Origin of the sequence: Rickettsia endosymbiont of Thecocarcelia acutangulata (assembly GCF_964263195.1) — a bacterium.
Taxonomy (GTDB): domain Bacteria; phylum Pseudomonadota; class Alphaproteobacteria; order Rickettsiales; family Rickettsiaceae; genus Rickettsia; species Rickettsia felis.
In genome coordinates, this window is the sequence record NZ_OZ181652.1 from 732987 (window position 1) to 752063 (window position 19077).

The window sequence follows — 19077 nt, forward strand, 5'->3', positions numbered from 1 at the left end:
AATGGAGGATTAGAGATGAATCTAAATCAAAAAATAATAAAGCCAAAAATAGGATTACTAGAATTAGCTAAGAGTCTTGGTAGTATATCGTCCGCCTGTAAAGCAATGGGATACAGCAGGGACAGTTATTATAGGTTCAAAGAGCTATATGAAACTGGTGGAGAAGAGGCGTTATATGAGATTAGCAGGAAGAAGCCAATTATAGCAAATAGAGTTGAACCAGCAGTAGAGAGAGCAGTATTAGATATGGCAATAGAATACCCAGCTTATGGTCAGATGAGAGTATCAAATAAGCTTAAAAAGACTGGTATTCTTGTATCACCTGGAGGAGTTAGATCGATTTGGCTACGTAATGATTTAAATAATATCAATAAAAGACTTAAAGCATTAGAAGCAAAGATGGCTCAAGATGGTATTGTTCTTACCGAAGCTCAGTTACAAGTATTAGAGAAACGGCGTAGCGAAAAAGAAGCCCATGGTGAGATTGATACACAGCATCCAGGTTATCTAGGATGCCAAGATACATATTATGTAGGTAATTTTAAAGGTATAGGCAAGGTATATTCTCAGGTATTTATTGATAGCTATACTAGGGTCGCAGATGCTAAATTATATACTGATAAAACAGCTCTTACCGCTGCTGACATGCTTAATGATAGAGTACTGCCGTGGTATGAGAGTCAGCAAATACCAGTGCTTCGTATTCTAACTGATAGAGGTGGTGAATATAAAGGAAATATAGAACATCATGCTTTTGAATTGTTCTTAAGCATTGAGGGCATTGAACATAACACTACTAAAGCATATTCTCCTCAAACAAATGGTATGTGTGAACGTTTTAATAAAACTATGAAGCAAGAATTATTTGATATGGCTATGCGTAAAAAGATTTATACTGATCTTGATGATCTACAACTTGACCTTGATATTTGGTTAGAACATTATAATAATGAAAGACCTCATTCTGGGAAATATTGTTATGGTAAAAATCCTATGCAGACCTTCAAGGATAGTAAGAAGTTAGCTGTTGAAAAGAATAATGAAATCTTATATCTTGAATACTCATCTGACAGTCATAACTTATCAGACATTCAGATATAATTTTTATAGTGCCTGTAAGATTAAATCTTGACCTCTACAAATAAACATATAAAAAACTTGTTTTTTATATGTCTTACTGGATTCCCGCCTACGCAGGAATGACATAAAGCGATCCATGCAACAATACCTCCTCGCAATGACGACTTGGATATTCATGCAACAATGTCGAGTTTGTAGAGCTTTGTGATATTATTTATTAAATCTCCAAATCAATATTTCCCAATATTATTGTATCTGAATTATTATATATATTTTCTTCTATAAAATTTAAATTGAGTGCAATAGTATTATTTAAAAGAATTTCAGGAGTTATTCCTTTATAATTTATAATTTATATTTTCTATTATATTTTTTGAAACAATATTTGATCCTAGAGTTAGTGTACCCTCACCTGATATATTTAAAGTGCTTCCTGATCCTATAGTTAGTAGACCGGCAATATTCAAAGATTTTCCTGTTTCTATAATTACGTTAGTATCAGAATTGAATGAGATATTAGTAAGAATCGTATTTGATTCTAGAACAAGTCTAAGAGTATTTATATTCATAGAGTCTAAATGAACATCTAAACAATCTTCAATCTTTATTTCTTTTAAATAATTTTCTTGTGCCTCTTGTGACATTTCAAGTAACTCATTTTTAGTAATAGTCATTTTTTCTGCTAGTTTATATAGATTTTTATCTTTTAAGAGATCTAATAAAAATTTTTTACTAGGTAACAACTGCAATAGTTCCTCATAAGTTATGGTATCGGAAAACCATTTTATTAACTTCCAATTTTCAAAAAAGAATTTTTTATCATTTTCCTCTGTTAGTGTTCTATAGAATTTTATCCGCTCATCATTTACCGTAAAATCCTCGGATAATTTTTTGAGAGTTTCTTCTAATCTACCTAATATTGCTAAATCAAAAAAATCATTACTGCTATGTATTTGGTCATTATTAAGAGTAAGAATTGCACTATTTCCTGCTATTAACTCACATAACTTCTCTAACTCATTACCAACTACGTAATCAATATCTTTAAAACTAAGTTGCTTTTGTTTAAGTAATTTTTGAATATTTTCATTAAGAAGATAAGTTACTTTTGTATAGTTTATTGCTCCAAGTTCATTTATGCCTTTTTGCTTATCATCTTCATAATAATTACGAGCAATTTCAAATAATCTTCTTACTATAATTCTAGCTTCAATAATTCTATCTTCATTTATGTTATTTTCCCTGGAATAACTACTAGCTAATATCTCTAACAATGGATAATTTGAAATAATAGATTCTATTTCTTCTGCACTTAACATTCCATCTTTAACTAACAAATGCTTTTCTGTTGATGCTTTAGGCCTTGACGCTTGCACCTCTACACTTAATTGTTTATAATTGTCTATACTTTCCTCATCTTGTTTTTTCTTATACGCATCTTCTATTTCTTTTTGCTTTAATTCATTACTCTTACTCCAGTTATAAGCCTCTTTTTCTTCTTCATTTTCAGCTTGACCGTTTTTTAATACGCTCTATTTTGTTCTCTACTTCTACAATTTTTTCTTTTATAAATTTAGAAGACTCTATATATATTACCTTCAAAAACTCCTTATCTACATTCTTATCTTTATCTTTAATATATTTTCTAAATTCTGATTTTAATCTGAAAAACTCTTTCATAACCTCAGCATTCTCAATAGGCATTGATTGGTTAAGGTACTTTAAATTATTGTAAATATACTGAAAATTTTCTTTTTGCTTTTCATAGTCAAATAAAAACTCTGCTTTTATATACTCTTCAATAGCATCAATAACACTTACTACAAAACTTGTCTTTTCTACTTCAAAATCTAATTCGCTCATATTCAAATACTAATATTATTATTAAATTAAAATTTAAGAAATTTTAACTTTTGGTAATATAATAATTAATTAAGATAGTGTCAATGTCATATAGTCAATTCAATTGGATTTTCATACAAGAAGCAAGGAGCGAAACCTATAGACTAGTAGGCGAATCCAAATCAATTGACTATAAAATACAATCATTGATTTTTATGTAAAATTCTATCAAACTATTATCAATAAAAACTTATAACCACTTCCGTTTCTTAAAATATTTATAGGTAATAATTGTAGATAATAGCATTAAAGATAAAGCTATAGGGTAGCCGTAAGGTGATTTAAGCTCAGGCATTACGGTAAAATTCATGCCGTAAATACTGGCTATTAAAGTAGGTGGGAGAAAAAATATAGTAACCAACGAGAAAATTTTAATAATATTATTTTGTTCAATAGCAATCATACCTAGTGCTGCGTCTAGAGTTCTTGCAATCTCACTAGATATAAATTGTGAAAAATTAATTATTGAGTCTACGTCTCGAAGCAATGTATCTAATAGATCCTTAGATGCTTTATTTTGAGTTATTTGTGGAGATTTTAAAATATATTGAATAGCCATAGTTATAAAGAAAATAAACACTCACGACTTTTAGAAAGTAAATCACCTTTTCGACCTATTTTCTTTAATACATTGGTATGATCTATACGCAAATCATTAATGTTATTATCAAGTATTAAACGTCCATAATCATCAATATCCATACTAATCGACTGTACAATATTCGATAATCTTGTTACCATATTACGAAGTAACATAAATAAAATATTTTCTGCATTATATTTGTTATTAAGCTGCTTAGCAAATTTATTTATACAATCATTAAAGGGTATTAATTCTACGTAACGAACTGTTATAAGACAACCTTTATGCAAAATAAATACTATAGAATGTGTTTCGGGAAATTCTTGCTCTTTATTAACGAGTTCCGTAATAGTTAGATATAACGCCTCATTTTCAACATATAACCTCTCGGAAATCTCAATTTGTGATATATCCTTTAAAGTCGGTATTTCTATATTTAATGTATTTTTTACTATTACCTTTTCTTCATCGGTTATATTGAATAAATCAATCCATAATGTGGATTCATTAATAATATATTCTTCATTTTTTACTATAGAATTATTTTCCTTTAAATATGTAGTTATAATATAATCTCAAATATGTTTTTGTAGAGATTAACAAATTTCACTCTTTAAAGCAACTTAAAGCTTTTATTCTTGCAGATGATTCCTATTATTAGACTTCTTACATAACCTATCTTAGAAAGAAAGTTTGAAAGAAACACAAAAGCACTTGCCACCGCAGCGTATATAAATATGTGAGGATGCGAGTAGATATGTTGCATGGATATCTACTCGTCATTGCGAGGAGGCGTTGTTGCGTGGATCGATTTCGCCTCTGTCATCCCCGTGGCTTGACCACGGGATCCAGCTAAAAATACTAAAATTATTAGTATTTTTTATTGTTTTTATGGACCTAGTTAGCAAGCCACGGGGTGACACAGTGGGTTTTACCGGTCCACGCAACAATGCCTTGCGAGAAGCGAAGTGACGCGGCAATCCAGAAAAATAATAAAAAATTCTGTAAATCAGAATTTTTTTTCTTCCTTGCTTCGTCGAATTACTACGTAATTCTTCTTAGCTCAGACGGAAAAGCAGATCCACGCGGCAATACCGGATTAACATATAAATCATCTTTAAAAAGAGGTTATGCAAGAAGTCTATTTTCTAAATAACAAATAATATACAATATAAAACCATCCAAAAAATCCATGAATGATAGCCCATAATATTGATTTATTCACATTAAACGATATTACTATTGCAAGTATTGTTCCAACAGAAATACCACCATATCCTAAATAATTCATATATTTTGCCCTTAATGTTTTTTAATATTATTGTAGGATATTTATTATGTTTTATTAAGATATTTTATGAATTAAAAATAATTAATTTATATATTATTGCTTAAAAACTACTTTCTTATAATTTATAGCTAAAAAGAGCAGAGAAACCACAGACGAGGAGCGACAGCAGTTATTAAATGTTCGGCATCCAAGAGCTTACAAAGACATTACCGCCAATTTTTTAAGTTCTATCTGAATATATACGTTCCTTATAAAAGCAGAACTTTATATATTAATTATTTTTTTGCAGTAAGATTCCAAATTTTCTCTGCTTTGCTTCCAAGCCACCAAAAGCTTATTCCCAGAATTGTAAAAAATACTGCTTTATGAGTTGTATTCCAAAAATATTCAAAAAATCTTGTATATAAATTAATAAATAAAAAAGTAACTCCAAACCCTTTAGTTACCGAATTATCTTGTTTTAAACCGTGATAAATAGCTGCTCCGGACATTAAGGCAAATAATAAAGACCAATGAAATAATTCTATCGGCTTTACCAACCGCCAGGTGCTATAATCTTCAGGGTCATAATTTCCAAATATTGATAATAACCACATTGCAATAAATGAATATAATAAACCAATTACAAGAGTTACTTGAGTAAAATGATTGAATTTTTTATTTTCCTCTAGTGCAAGAGCGGAAAATGTTAAGATTCCTCCAAATAATATAAAACGTAATAGATAATTCATACCTAAGTAATATGCTCCCCATCCTGACATATACCCGGTTTCTGCTCCCATCCAACTCCCTAGGAAAATTAAAGCAAAACACCAAATTAAATTTGATTTAGAGAAATATCCTAATATGTCATAAACAATAAAAGATAAAAGCAATAAAATGGAAAAATGTCCACTCCCTGAATCAAATGCTTTTCCTAGTTGATAAATAGCACAAGCAGTGGTAAGACCCTTAAAAATAATATTGCCCCATTGCTAAAAATTTTCTCTGGTTTTTGTTGCTGTCTTTTAAAACCAACAAAATAAATTATTCCCGATAAAGTTGATAAGGTAATAAATTTCAGCAGATACGGGGCATTAAAAATATATTCTAATAATTCTCGTAGATAACGATCAGACAAAATAGCATTAATAGCAATAACTATACATATTAAAGAAATCCAAAAAGAATATCTAGCTAATTTCTTCCAATCAAAATTTAATATTTCTATATCGTTTTTAAGTAATATAGTCGTATTATCATCAAGTAAACCGGTGTTATTCCATTCATCTAATGCTGAAAAAAGTATCTTTGCCTGTGATTTAGCAATTTTCATAAGTTAATCTAAATATCTCCCAAATTTTAATAGAAAGATATTATTAATATAAAAATATGTCAAGAATTACTAGATTCTGTAGACAAACTGCCTTTAGAAAGAGTATATGCAATAAGTCTAATGAGTATATAAGCAAATAAGTTTTGTTACTCATTACTTAATTTTTTCTTTAGAAAAGATAGTATTGTTTTTGAGAAGAGATATAGGAAATTGAGAAAAGAAAATTATATTCTTAAAAGCAAACAATTAGTTAAAGATAGTGACAGTAAATATTTGGACTGAGTAATTACTTATATAAATATAAGCAATATACTAATTTAGTCTTTAAGGAGGTAATCCAGCCGCAGGTTCCCCTACGGCTACCTTGTTACGACTTCACCCCAGTCGCTAATTTTACCGTGGTTGGCTGCCTCTTGCGTTAGCTCACCACCTTCAGGTAAAACCAACTCCCATGGCGTGACGGGCAGTGTGTACAAGGCCCGAGAACGTATTCACCGCGGCATGCTGATCCGCGATTACTAGCGATTCCAACTTCATGCTCTCGAGTTGCAGAGAACAATCCGAACTGAGATGTCTTTTAGGGATTTGCTCCACGTCACCGTCTTGCTTCCCTCTGTAAACACCATTGTAGCACGCGTGTAGCCCAACCCGTAAGGGCCATGATGACTTGACGTCGTCCCCACCTTCCTCCAGCTTATCACCGGCAGTTTTCTTATAGTTCCCGGCATTACCCGCTGGCAAATAAGAATGAGGGTTGCGCTCGTTTCAGGACTTAACCCAACATCTCACGACACGAGCTGACGACAGCCATGCAACACCTGTGTGTGGTCCAGCCGAGCTGAAGGAAAGCATCTCTGCGATCCGCAACCACCATGTCAAGGGTTGGTAAGGTTTTTCGCGTAACATCGAATTAAACCGCATGCTCCACCGCTTGTGCGAGCCCCCGTCAATTCCTTTGAGTTTTAATCTTGCGACCGTACTCCCCAGGCGGAGTGCTTAATGCGTTAGCTGCGAAACCGAAAGAGAATCTTCCGATATCTAGCACTCATCGTTTACGGCGTGGACTACCAGGGTATCTAATCCTGTTTGCTCCCCACGCTTTCGTGCATCAGCGTCAGTTGTAGCCCAGATGACCGCCTTCGCCACCGGTGTTCCTCCTAATATCTAAGAATTTCACCTCTACACTAGGAATTCCATCATCCCCTACTACACTCTAGATTAGTAGTTTTGAAAGCAATTCCGAGGTTAAGCCCCGGGCTTTCACTTCCAACTTACTAAACCGCCTACGCACTCTTTACGCCCAGTAATTCCGAACAACGCTAGCCCCCTCCGTCTTACCGCGGCTGCTGGCACGGAGTTAGCCGGGGCTTTTTCTGCAAGTAACGTCATTATCTTCCTTGCTAAAAGAGCTTTACAACCCTAAGGCCTTCATCACTCACTCGGTATTGCTGGATCAGGCTTTCGCCCATTGTCCAATATTCCCCACTGCTGCCTCCCGTAGGAGTCTGGGCCGTGTCTCAGTCCCAGTGTGGCTGATCATCCTCTCAGACCAGCTACAGATCGTCGGCTTGGTGAGCCGTTACCTCACCAACTACCTAATCTGACGCGGGCTCATCTATCAGCGATAAATCTTTCCTCAGTAGAGAATATACGGTATTAGCTTTTATTTCTAAAAGTTATTCCGTACTGATGGGCAGATTCCCACGTGTTACTCACCCGTTTGCCACTAACTAATTGGAGCAAGCTCCAATTAGTCCGTTCGACTTGCATGTGTTAAGCATATCGATAGCGTTCGTTCTGAGCCAGGATCAAACTCTCAAGTTTGATTCTATCAGTTTTACTTTAAAAAATTGACAGGTTTAATTATCACTTTTGTGATATGTACATGTTTACTGTCACTATCTATATCTAATTATTTACTTTTAAAAACAGCTGCGACTTTTTTTCATTTATCGCTTTGGATAGGTGTAGTTATATGCAATATAATCAGCCCTGTCAACTACAATTTTGAAATTATTTTATTTTTTTTATTTTTGTTCTATATATCTAATTTAGATCCTTCTTTTGCAGCTTATAATCATTACAAAACTTTAGTTAAAATCTAATCACCACTAATGCTAATATTCTTTATTATATACTGTGCAGATATCTATTACTCATTAGATATAGTATTTAATAAATACCTATCTCAATCATAACTTTTCATGCTCATATAAAATATCATGAATAATTTGTAAATCCTTAACGGCATAAAGACCATCTAATGGAGCAATTAAAGCTTTCCACAAAGCCCAGCCTCTTGCTCTATCCCAAGTATCATCATCTAAGGCTAGCTTTTCTTTAAAAACTTTTCTTGCTTCATTTTGAAGAAAAGTCCAAATTATTACTAAATCACAAGCAGGATCACCAACAGCCATACCTCCAAAATCAATTACTGCATCAAGTTTGCCATTTTTTATAATAATATTACCGCTTGCAAAATCACCATGAATCCATACAGGTTTTTATTCCACTGAGAATTTAATGCTTTTCCCCAAACAGATAGAGCTTTATCTGCATCAACCAAATTTTTTAAGTTTTTAATTGCTGATTTTGTCTCAAGGTTATAAACTGCAAGATTACCCCCACGCCAAAAATTATGAGTACCTGGAATAGGCCCATCAGTTATATCAATCTTATGTAATTCATTTAGAAATTTTGCTAGATCAGAAGCGATTAGAGATAAATTTAAGCTGCTAGCATCAAAGCTATTTGCACTTTCTCCTTTAATCCATTTATATATTGACCAATTCCAAGGATAATTTTTTGAAGATTTACCTAAAGCTAAAGGCTTAGGGATATGAAATGACAAGTTCGGAGCTAATACTGGTAACCATTTTTGTTCTTTTGAAACCGCATCTACATATTTTTCTGCACTTGGTAATCTAATCAACATTTCATCGCCTAAATGAAAGGTCCTATTATCGTGACCACTAAATTCAACCGATTTAATTGATAAATTAGCCCAATTAGGGAATTGTTCTGCAATAAGTTCTTTTGCTAGAAGCTCTGTAATTTCTATATTCATAACTTTTTGCCTATGAGGTAAGTGATCAAGTCGGCGTTGTTGCGTGGTTCGATTTTTCCGTCATTGCAAGGAAATTACGTAAGTAATTGACGAAGCAAGGAAGAAAAAAAATTCTGATTTACAGAATTTTTTTAATTATTTTCTAGATTGCCACGCAGCCTGCGGCTGTTCTCAAGGTCTTGTTGCGTGGATACCTATGTCATTCCTGCGAAAGCAGGAATCCAAAAAAATAGTCTTAATATTTACTAAATAAACTAAAAAAACAAGTTTTTTGTAGATTTTACTGGATTCCCGCTTTTAGCTAAGAATGATATACAGAACATTTACCGGTCCACACAACAATTGTATAATTCTACCACACCAAACGCCCAGCTTTCAAATCCAGCTCTTTTAAATCGAATTTTATATCGATTATTGCTCCCTCTTCTTCTCTGTTCGCTATATCTAGAATGCCGCAATGTTCTTCGACTATTCTTTTAACTATAGCAAGCCCTACTCCCATACCTTTACTGCTGGTCGTAACATAGCTTTCGGTAGCTTTGCCTATTAGCTCAGGCGGAAATCCCTTACCGTTATCAATTACAATGACGCTAATAAAATCGTCTTTAGCATCTATAGTAACTTCTATTTTTCCGGATTCTCGCCCTTCTATTGACTCTTCTGCGTTTTTCAATAAATTGATCATAACTTGATTTATTTGGGTAGCATCACACATAAAATCAAATTGATCTACGTTAGACTCAAATTTATACAAAATATTATCATTAAGTAATTTACGTGCTTCAACAATATGCTTAACTAAATAAACTAATTCACTTTTCGTAAATTTAGGAGCAGGAAGACGTGCAAAAAGAACAAATTCGGACACTATATTTTTAATATCGTTAGTATGACGAATAATCATTTTTAAATAATTTTCAAATTCTGCCTTTTCCTTAATTTCAGGACTAAATTTCTTAAGTAATCTTTCAGAAGCAAGTAAAATAGGAGTTAACGGGTTCTTGATTTCATGGGCTACTTTTTTTGCAACATCCGACCAAGCCATCGCCCTCTGTGCTATAACTAAATCACGTTGCTGACGGGAGAGCTGCTTAATCATTCTATTAAATGCCGCATAAAGCGTACCTATTTCGTCTTTATCTACTTCATTTTCAGGCACTTGTACCGTTAAATCACCGTCTTTAACTTTGTCAGTTGCAGTAACTAATTTTTTAATAGGCTTTACTATTTTAGCGGTAAATATAACCCCAAAACTTATAGCTACAAAAAGAAGTAATAAGGCAATAAATATAAACATTATAGAGAACTTAATCTGTATATTATCTATTTCGTTTTTAAGGCTATTATACTCGGCAGCTGCTCCGTTAGTTGCATCTATATGGTCGATAATTTTATTATCTACTAATCTACCGACTAATAAATACACATCATTATATTCTTTTAATTTAATCAGCATCCTTATTTTGGTTGGATCGGATTTTACTTCCACCGGTTCTCCTAAATCCGCTTTTTTAATTAAATGTGCGGGAATAGTTGCAAATGATAATGAAAAACTTAAATAACTATTAGCTACTATAGTATTAGTAGATTTGTTTAAAACTATAGCTTCATCAAGCGAACGCATCTCTGCTTCGGTATTAAGTGTTTTAGTAAATAAAGCGGGATTATGAATTAAATCATAATACATATCGCTTAAATCTTCAGCAACGGCTAGAGCCGTTTCTTTTAGCTGTAATTTATGCTCGGCAATATAAGATTCCGCAACTATTACCGATTGATCAAGAACCGTAGAAATCTTCTTATCAAACCAAGCTTGAACACTAAGATTAAAAAAATAAACAGAAAATACTGAGACAATTATAGTTGGAATAGCTGCAACTAAACTAAAGGCAATTACAATACGATTTTGTAATTTAGAACTATCGTTATTACTATTTTGAGTAAAAAATTTTTGAGTTAGTAAAACGCCTAAAATTAAAAAAATTGCTAAATCAACTAATAAAAATCCAATAATCGTACTAAAATTCTTTGATTCTAAAGATATCACATAAAAAGTAGTACAGGCAAAAATAATAGCTGCTATTGCTAAAGTAAAAATTAGTACTCTACTAGAAAAATAAGAACGTAAATTTTGTTTAAGATAACTAAGCATAGATACGGTTTATATGGCTATAACAATTCTTTATAACATAAAAAAAGCTAATTGGGAATATTTGTACTTTAATGTCATTCCTGCGGAAGCAGGAATCCAAAAAAAGCGAGATAAATCAAGCTTTTAAAAAGCTTTAAAGTAATGGATTCCCGCTTCTGCGGGAATGACATCGGACTATGGCATAACGACAGAAAATTATAAAATAATCTACATAACAAAAAAGCTAGAAATATTAATATTTCTAGCTTTTTATTTAGTATAAAAATTGTTTGAAATTTTATTCATCAAACATTTTTTTACAAGCAAATTTTCTCTGTCTTCTTGCTGCTTCTTGTACTTTACGAACACGCTTCGCTGAAGGTGTTTCATAATAACGCTGTTCTTTCATCTTACGAAAATAAAGCTCTCTTTGTAGCTTTTTCTTAAAATTCTTAAGCGTATTGTCACAATTACCGGCGTGAACATTTACTAGTATCACTAAAATTACTCTCCTTAAAAGATATTGTGGTTTATTGAATAATACCCTATAATTAAGTTATATGTCAAGGTTAAAAAATATGAGCATTAAAGAAGAACACCATATCAAAAAAATAAGTTTCGTGCAATATTTATTAGAATTATTACCGTTTAATGAATGGAATAATAAACTACTTGAAGAAGCAGAAGAAAAATGCGGCTTTGCAAAAGGTTATGCTTTAATAGTTTTTCCGGAAGGTTTATCTGAAATAATAGAATTCTTTGAAAGCTACTTAGATAATATTATGCTAGAAAGCTTAAAGACAATAGAAGAGCCGGCAAAAATAAGAGATAAAATATCTTTAGCGGTAAAGATTAGGATCAAAACCGTACTCCCTATTATTCATAGTAAGAATGCCGCTTATTTTGCGTTAAACCCAATGCAAGGAACTGAAGTTGCATTCCGTAGCTGTGATGCTATTTGGCGTTATGCCGGCGATAAATCTCTTGATTTTAATTATTATACCAAAAGAAGCTTATTACTTTCGGTTTATGTCTCATCTATTCTTTTTTACATACAAGACGAATCGGAAAATTATACTGAAACTGATAAATTTATTGAGACTGCCGTAGAAAATATAGTAAAAACTTTCTCACAGATGAAAAAACTACTCGACCCTTCAAATATACCCATAGTTAGAATGTTTACGTAGGTATACTCGTTTAATTTGAAAAATTGGCTACCTCGTCCTACAAGTACTGCGGTACTCACGTATTAAGTATACGCTGCGTTCCTCGTCTTATGGACTCCTTGCTCTTTTCCAAATTAAACTTCGTCTACCAACTCTTCATTTATTAGATGTATATACTCAATTTGTACTAACTAAACTCAATAATTTTTGGTCGAAAGTAAGTAAGGGCATATTTAAAGATTTTGCTTTAGCGAGTAGTATACAATCAACTATATGAATATTATATTTTATATAATATCCTAAAGCATTTAGGTAATATTCTTTTTCACAATGTATACCTTTATAAGTAAGTAGATCCGATAAAGTAGTAGAAATTTCATCACGAGAAATTTTATAAACGGAAGATAGAACAAATATTACTTCCGTAAATATAGTTTGCTCTATTATTAAAATAATCTGACCTGTTTTAACTTGTTCAAATATTTCTTTTGTCTGATTAAACATATTTTTATCATCGGCAAGTAAATATCTAACAATAAAATTTGTATCACATATATATTTCATTGTATATCCTTAACATTTTTATGATGTAAAAATACATTGTCTTTCCAAGCTTTATCTCTTACTTCTTCAAAAGAAAGCTCGGTATTTTTTTTATATTTCGCAAATACGCCTCCCACATCTGAAACAGGAGATAATATAACTTTGTTATTATCATCAATTTCTATAGAAATAATATTGCTATTTAAAATCTCTCTAACTTTTTTTGGTAAAACAATCTGTCCTTTAGAAGTAATGACTAAAGTATTGATATACATGTTAATAATTATTTAATTAGACTTACTAATAATATCATTATACCAAATTTAATAAGTAAGTAAAATTAAAAAAGTAATATATTAAAATTCTTGTATTATTACCTATCTTACATGTATAATTAAAATATTTTTAAAAATAATTTCTAAAATAATGACAAATACTAAATATTATCCTGAAGTTAGTTCAAATGCTGATTTTGCAGCTATAGAGCAAGAAATACTAAAATTTTGGCAAGACAATAATATATTCCAAAAATCTATTGATGATAGAAATGGAGAATCGGAATTTATTTTTTATGACGGTCCGCCTTTTGCAAACGGTTTGCCGCATTACGGTCACTTGCTTACCGGTTTTATTAAAGACGTATATGCTAGATATCAAACCGTAAAAGGTAAGAAAGTTGAGCGTCGCTTTGGCTGGGACTGTCACGGTCTTCCTGCTGAAATGCAATCAGAGAAAGAACTTGGTATTTCAGGGCGTCTTGCAATAACTAATTTCGGTATAGAGAAGTTCAATAGCCATTGCAGAGCTTCGGTAATGAAATATGCGAGTGACTGGGAAAAATATGTAACTCGTCAAGCAAGATGGGTGGATTTTAAAAATTCTTATAAAACGATGGATAAGAATTTTATGGAATCTGTCCTTTGGGCATTTAAGGAGTTATATAATAAAGGGCTATTATACGAATCTATGCGGGTAATGCCTTATTCTTGGGCATGCGAAACACCGCTTTCTAATTTTGAAACAAGGCTTGATAATTCTTATCGTGAGCGAGCAGATAAAGCCGTAACGGTGAGTTTTGTACTGAATGAGATTCCTGCGATCAACGGAATGACATTGAGGGAGTCAGGAACGACATCTAGCGGTGACTATAAAGAATATAGAATCCTCGCTTGGACCACGACGCCTTGGACATTACCATCAAATTTAGCCCTAGCAGTCGGTAGTGATATAGATTACGCATTAGTACCGAAAGAGGAGATCTGCTACATTATAGCTGCCTCGTCAGTTTCTAAATATGCTAAAGAATTAGGGCTTAGCGGTGAAGAAAATTTTGAGATAATTAAGGGTTCAGCACTTCAAGGACTCCGCTATAAACCTTTATTCGACTATTTCAAGAATCATCCAAACAGCTTTAAGATATTTGCAGGCGATTTCGTGGTTGAGGGTGACGGTACAGGGGTCGTACATATGGCTCCAGGCTTTGGTGAAGATGACCAACTACTTTGCGAATCAAAAGGAATCTCACTTGTTTGCCCTGTTGATAATAGCGGTAAATTCACTAAAGAAATTCCTGACTTAGAGGGTTTGCAAGTATTTGACGCAAACGACAAAATAATTATCAAACTGAAAAAACAAGGAAATTGGCTAAAAACCGAGCAGTATATTCACAATTATCCTCATTGCTGGCGAACAGATACGCCTCTTATATATAAGACTGTTCCGTCATGGTACGTAAAGGTTACGCAATTTAAAGATAGAATGGTAGAATTAAATCAGCAAATAAATTGGATTCCACATCACGTTAAAGATAATTTATTCGGTAAGTGGCTTGAAAATGCTAGGGATTGGTCGATAAGCCGTAATAGATTTTGGGGGACGCCCTTGCCTGTATGGAAATCAGACGATCCAAAATATCCACGCATAGATGTTTACGGTTCTATAGAAGAATTAGAGAAAGATTTTGGTGTTAAAGTTACTGATTTACATCGTCCGTTTATCGATGAACTAACTAGGGTCAATCCCGACGATCCAACCGGTAAATCAACGATGCGTAGAATAGAGGACGTGTTTGATTGCTGGTTTGAAAGCGGCTCAATGCCGTACGGGCAAGCCCACTACCCTTTTGAAAATAAAGAGTGGTTCGAGGATCATTTTCCGGCTGATTTTATAGTTGAGTATTCAGCTCAAACACGTGGTTGGTTTTATACTTTAATGGTGCTATCTACCGCTTTATTTGATCGTCCGCCGTTTTTAAATTGTATATGCCACGGCGTGATTTTAGACGCTACCGGTCAAAAGCTCTCAAAGCGTCTTAATAACTATGCCGATCCGCTGGAGCTATTTGATAAATACGGCTCTGACGCTTTAAGAGTTACGATGTTATCTTCAAACGTCGTTAAAGGTCAGGAGCTATTAATCGATAAAGACGGTAAGATGGTGTTTGATACGCTTCGTTTATTTATCAAACCTATTTGGAATGCTTACCATTTCTTTACGATGTATGCTAATGCCGATTCGCTTAAAGGTGAGCTTAATTTTGCTTCTCAAAACGTGCTTGATATTTATATATTGTCTAAGCTCAAAATAGCAGTAAATAAAATTGGAGAAAGTTTAGATAATTTCGATACGCAAACGGCTTATCACGCAGTTTCAGAATTTTTTGAAGTATTGAATAATTGGTATATCAGACGAAGTAGGGCAAGATTTTGGAAAAGCGAAAAAGATGCAGATAAACAAAATGCTTATAATACTCTGTATTCATGTTTAGAGGCTATGGCAATTGCGATGTCGGCACTAGTGCCTATGATTTCGGAGGCGATATATTTGGGGTTATGTCATAAACGACCGGACGTCATTGCGAGGAAAGACTTAAGTCTTGACGAAGCAATCTCAGGAAATTCTCATGAGATTGCCACGGCACTTTCAGTGCCTCGCAATGACGGTTTAGTATCCACGCCAGCAACACCGCCTCGCAATGACGGTTCTATCTCTGTCCATCTATGCAACTACCCTAATCTCTCAAACTTTGAGATAAATCACGAGCTAGTTGCTACTATGGATAACGTACTTGATATTTGCAGTAATAGCTTGTTTATCCGAAGCACTGAAAATATCAGAGTAAGGCAGCCGCTTGCAACTATAACTATCATTAGTAAACATAATGATAAACTAAAAAGCTTTGAAGATTTAATAAAAGACGAAATTAATGTTAAATCAGTAATTTATCGTGATGATTTAGAGAATTATACAAGCAAAAAACTATCGATTAATTTCCCAATGCTCGGTAAACGTCTTCCCGCTAAAATGAAAGAGATAATAGCCGCCTCTAAAAAAGGCGAGTGGGAAGCTATCGGAGACGGTTTAGCTATATGCGGTGAAACCTTAAATAGCGACGAATATAAGCTAGTTTTAGAGCCGCACGTGCATATCAAAGGAGCAGCAAGTTTTGAGAATAATAGTAGCTTGTTAATACTTGATTTAGAGCTAACAACTGAGTTAATAGAAGAAGGATACGCAAGAGACATTGTACGCTTTATACAACAGGCTCGAAAAGATGCCGATTTCTCTATAACTGACAGGATTTTAATTGAGATAATAAGCGAGTTTGATTTATCTAAGATAATTGATAATTATGGAGACTTTATTAAAGAACAAACTTTAGGCGAGTTTTCTAAAAATTTTACGCCTGATTATGTAAGTAAAGTAGAATTAGAGAACCATCAAATACAACTTAAAGTTAAGAGATCGTAAATTATTTTACTATCAATTAAGATATTGATAATTTACTTAGAGTAATCTATAGTACGCACGCTATAAATTAATCTAGGTAAATTATGCGTAAAAGCCTCTCTTTTAAAGCTCTAAGAGATTCTTTGAAAACTGAAAAACAACTTTTAAAAGAAAAATTTAAAGAAGAAACTAAAGAAAAAATTAAAGAACTTATAAAAACTAATCAAATTAACGAAATTGATCCTATACATGGAACAGCACTAAATAGGGCAATTAAAATAAAAGATAATATTAAAGTTATTAGATAACAACGCTGATACAATAAAATCTCTTGTTTTTTTAATAGAGAAAAACATAGAAGCATACAAGATATTAAGCAATTAATAGATTCATCCCTTTCCAAAACAATTATAGATTTTACAGTTCTTCAAGCAGTAAAAAATCACAAAAGCTTAGAAGATATTAGAGAATTAATAGGTTCATCCAAAGTTTCTCATGATGGTCTTTATGAAGCGGTTGTTCAAGGTCGTTTAGATTTAGTTAAATATTTTATTGAAGAGAAAAAGTTTGATGTTAATACTACAATTGATGATCCTGTACACGGAGGCTCTATATTAAGTATTGCTATTATGAATGACTGTACTGATGTAATGGATTACCTTCTAATAAAAGGAGCTATCGCATCTCAAGGCGTTATATCAGCAATAATAAAAGGTAATGTCGAAATTTTAGAAAAGTTGTTTAAATATGGTGCAACAGCTCATGGCCATTCAGAAGATCCTGTTGCTTTAGTAGTATCTGATGCAATCGCAGCCTATGAACCCAATTATAAAGCTTTAGGTTCTAAACCGGAACACGAGCCACTTACGTATATAAAAATGCTTAGATTTTTATTAGAGCATGATGGTAATCCTAATGCTGTAATGTTAGAAAGAGGTAAAGTAGTTCTTTTAGCATTAAATTCACTTATAGATACACCGGAAAATCCTACATATAAAGATATTTGCAAATTATTAATTAAACACAAAGCTGATATTTCTATATTTAATCCTGATAATGATAAGCATAAGAAATATATAACAATTATAGATCTGTTAAAAGCAGAAATAATACAAGATAATAATATTGAAACTAGCCCAGGTTCTAGGTTAGCTGCTAAATCAAAATTCTTTTCTCTTGAAGACATTAATAAGCTTGATGAAGAAACTTCTTTAGGCGGTGATACGACAGAGCTATTTGATGCTAAGTTTGAAAGTTAGTTCAATGTAATTTCTGCATAGGCGTTGCTTACGCGGATCAATTGTGTCGTCATTGCAAGAAGAATTACGCAGTAATCAAGGCGAAGCAAGGAAGAAAAAAAATTCTGATTTACAGAATTTTTTTAATTATCTCCTGGATTGCTGCGTCGCTTCGCTCCTCGCAATGACGATTCGGGTATCCATGCAGCAACACCGATTTATTCACGGAATCCAGTTAAAAATACTAATAAAATTAGTATTTTTAGTTGTTTTTTCTGGATTACTGATTTTAGTTAGAAATCACATCAAATAAAAAACCTCTTGCACATTTATTAGATATATATATATTACCATGAAACATGGAAATCATATTTCATGGTAATATATACTTTTTTATAAAAAAATCTAATTAAAATACGGAGGAACCATGGCTAATCCAAATCTTACGAAAGGAAATAATTATTTTAGGAATGAGCAATATAAAGAAGCTATAGAAGCTTATAGCAAAATAGATAAAAGTAGCACATCTTATCCTTATGCTCTGTTTAATATAGGAGGGTGTTACTTTTAACAAGGAAAATTTATAGAAGCCATAAAATATTATAGTCAGATCTCTTATAACCATTTCTCACTCTATCAAAGTGCTTTATTTAATTGCGGTAGTTCTTTTTACAATCTAGATAAATACGCTGAAGCTATAGAAATGTATAGTAAAATACACAAAAGCTCTAATTATTATCAAAAAGCACAATATTATTTAAGAGAGTGTCAATTTGAAGCTCTAGAAATGGCTGATAAGGCGGACAAATCAATGATTTCATACATTGAGAAAAATTTTAACTTAATGGAATATATTCTCGAAGAAGAAACTAGTTTTAATATTTTATGTCTTGAGAAAGATACTAACTTTAGTATTTTAGGAGAAAATTTTGACTTAATGGATATATCTGAATAAATGAATATAGTAAACTGCTTTGTATTGTTGCATGGATAGGCTTTGCGAGGAGGCATTGTTGCGTAGATCGGCAA

Annotated in this window: 17 protein-coding genes, 1 rRNA gene and 2 pseudogenes; 7 read left to right on the forward strand and 13 right to left on the reverse strand. The window is 32.6% G+C overall.

Features of this window, described 5'->3' with window-relative positions; all coding sequences use genetic code 11:
• Positions 1-15: 15 nt before the first annotated feature.
• Positions 16-1101 (forward strand): IS481 family transposase, encoded by a 1086-nt coding sequence (locus tag ACE38Q_RS03990; protein WP_500190024.1) that lies wholly within the window; start codon positions 16-18, stop codon positions 1099-1101.
• Between the two features lie 317 nt (positions 1102-1418).
• Here the strand turns inward: ACE38Q_RS03990 and ACE38Q_RS03995 are convergent, their stop codons facing one another.
• The 11 genes and pseudogenes from ACE38Q_RS03995 to rpsU form a co-directional block, all read right to left on the reverse strand.
• A complete protein-coding gene (locus tag ACE38Q_RS03995) occupies positions 1419-1649 on the reverse strand; it encodes a hypothetical protein (protein WP_500191262.1) in 231 nt (76 codons plus the stop codon).
• A gap of 937 nt (positions 1650-2586) precedes the next feature.
• Complete coding sequence (locus ACE38Q_RS04000) at positions 2587-2943, reverse strand: hypothetical protein (RefSeq protein ID WP_500190190.1); 357 nt, start codon at positions 2941-2943, stop codon at positions 2587-2589.
• A 229-nt stretch (positions 2944-3172) separates the two neighbouring features.
• Positions 3173-4134: pseudogene (locus ACE38Q_RS04005) on the reverse strand (magnesium transporter CorA family protein).
• A gap of 997 nt (positions 4135-5131) precedes the next feature.
• Positions 5132-5638 carry a hypothetical protein gene (locus ACE38Q_RS04010; RefSeq protein WP_500190191.1) on the reverse strand — a complete coding sequence of 169 codons (507 nt, stop codon included), beginning with the start codon at positions 5636-5638 and terminating at the stop codon, positions 5132-5134.
• Between the two features lie 134 nt (positions 5639-5772).
• Positions 5773-6171: a hypothetical protein gene (locus tag ACE38Q_RS04015; RefSeq protein ID WP_500190192.1), complete on the reverse strand. Its 399-nt coding sequence runs from the start codon at positions 6169-6171 to the stop codon at positions 5773-5775.
• 325 nt (positions 6172-6496) lie between these two features.
• Positions 6497-7995 (reverse strand): 16S ribosomal RNA (locus ACE38Q_RS04020).
• 368 nt (positions 7996-8363) lie between these two features.
• The gene (locus tag ACE38Q_RS04025; RefSeq protein WP_500191264.1) at positions 8364-8663 is read right to left on the reverse strand and encodes a phosphotransferase; all 300 of its coding nucleotides are present in this window, start codon (positions 8661-8663) and stop codon (positions 8364-8366) included.
• The gene (locus ACE38Q_RS04030; RefSeq protein ID WP_500191268.1) at positions 8627-9106 is read right to left on the reverse strand and encodes a phosphotransferase; all 480 of its coding nucleotides are present in this window, start codon (positions 9104-9106) and stop codon (positions 8627-8629) included. The genes ACE38Q_RS04025 and ACE38Q_RS04030 overlap by 37 nt, the downstream gene beginning before the upstream one ends.
• A pseudogene (locus tag ACE38Q_RS04035) lies at positions 9095-9238 on the reverse strand (acetyltransferase); the annotation flags it as partial. The gene ACE38Q_RS04030 and the pseudogene ACE38Q_RS04035, both read right to left, overlap by 12 nt.
• 352 nt (positions 9239-9590) lie before the next feature.
• Entirely contained in the window at positions 9591-11390 is a 1800-nt protein-coding gene (locus ACE38Q_RS04040; protein WP_500190193.1) for a sensor histidine kinase NtrY-like, read from the reverse strand.
• 277 nt (positions 11391-11667) lie between these two features.
• Complete coding sequence (gene rpsU / locus ACE38Q_RS04045; protein ID WP_500190194.1) at positions 11668-11868, reverse strand: 30S ribosomal protein S21; 201 nt, start codon at positions 11866-11868, stop codon at positions 11668-11670.
• A gap of 79 nt (positions 11869-11947) precedes the next feature.
• On the opposite strand from rpsU, the gene ACE38Q_RS04050 reads away from it, so the two are divergent.
• Positions 11948-12559, forward strand: coding sequence for a COQ9 family protein (locus tag ACE38Q_RS04050; RefSeq protein ID WP_500190195.1), 612 nt, complete (start codon positions 11948-11950; stop codon positions 12557-12559).
• Positions 12560-12715: 156 nt separating this feature from the next.
• Here ACE38Q_RS04050 and ACE38Q_RS04055 read toward each other — a convergent pair whose 3' ends face one another.
• Positions 12716-13102, reverse strand: coding sequence for a type II toxin-antitoxin system VapC family toxin (locus ACE38Q_RS04055; RefSeq protein ID WP_500190196.1), 387 nt, complete (start codon positions 13100-13102; stop codon positions 12716-12718).
• Complete coding sequence (locus tag ACE38Q_RS04060) at positions 13099-13356, reverse strand: AbrB/MazE/SpoVT family DNA-binding domain-containing protein (protein ID WP_500190197.1); 258 nt, start codon at positions 13354-13356, stop codon at positions 13099-13101. The genes ACE38Q_RS04055 and ACE38Q_RS04060 overlap by 4 nt, the downstream gene beginning before the upstream one ends.
• 151 nt (positions 13357-13507) lie before the next feature.
• On the opposite strand from ACE38Q_RS04060, the gene ileS reads away from it, so the two are divergent.
• The 5 genes from ileS to ACE38Q_RS04085 all read left to right on the forward strand — a co-directional run bounded on the left by ileS (position 13508) and on the right by ACE38Q_RS04085 (position 19003).
• Positions 13508-16831, forward strand: coding sequence for an isoleucine--tRNA ligase (gene ileS / locus ACE38Q_RS04065; RefSeq protein ID WP_500190198.1), 3324 nt, complete (start codon positions 13508-13510; stop codon positions 16829-16831).
• A gap of 83 nt (positions 16832-16914) precedes the next feature.
• A complete protein-coding gene (locus tag ACE38Q_RS04070) occupies positions 16915-17118 on the forward strand; it encodes a hypothetical protein (RefSeq protein WP_500190199.1) in 204 nt (67 codons plus the stop codon).
• A gap of 102 nt (positions 17119-17220) precedes the next feature.
• Entirely contained in the window at positions 17221-18069 is an 849-nt protein-coding gene (locus ACE38Q_RS04075; RefSeq protein WP_500191272.1) for an ankyrin repeat domain-containing protein, read from the forward strand.
• Between the two features lie 406 nt (positions 18070-18475).
• Positions 18476-18619, forward strand: coding sequence for a hypothetical protein (locus ACE38Q_RS04080; RefSeq protein ID WP_500190200.1), 144 nt, complete (start codon positions 18476-18478; stop codon positions 18617-18619).
• A 132-nt stretch (positions 18620-18751) separates the two neighbouring features.
• A complete protein-coding gene (locus ACE38Q_RS04085) occupies positions 18752-19003 on the forward strand; it encodes a hypothetical protein (RefSeq protein ID WP_500190201.1) in 252 nt (83 codons plus the stop codon).
• Positions 19004-19077: the final 74 nt, after the last annotated feature.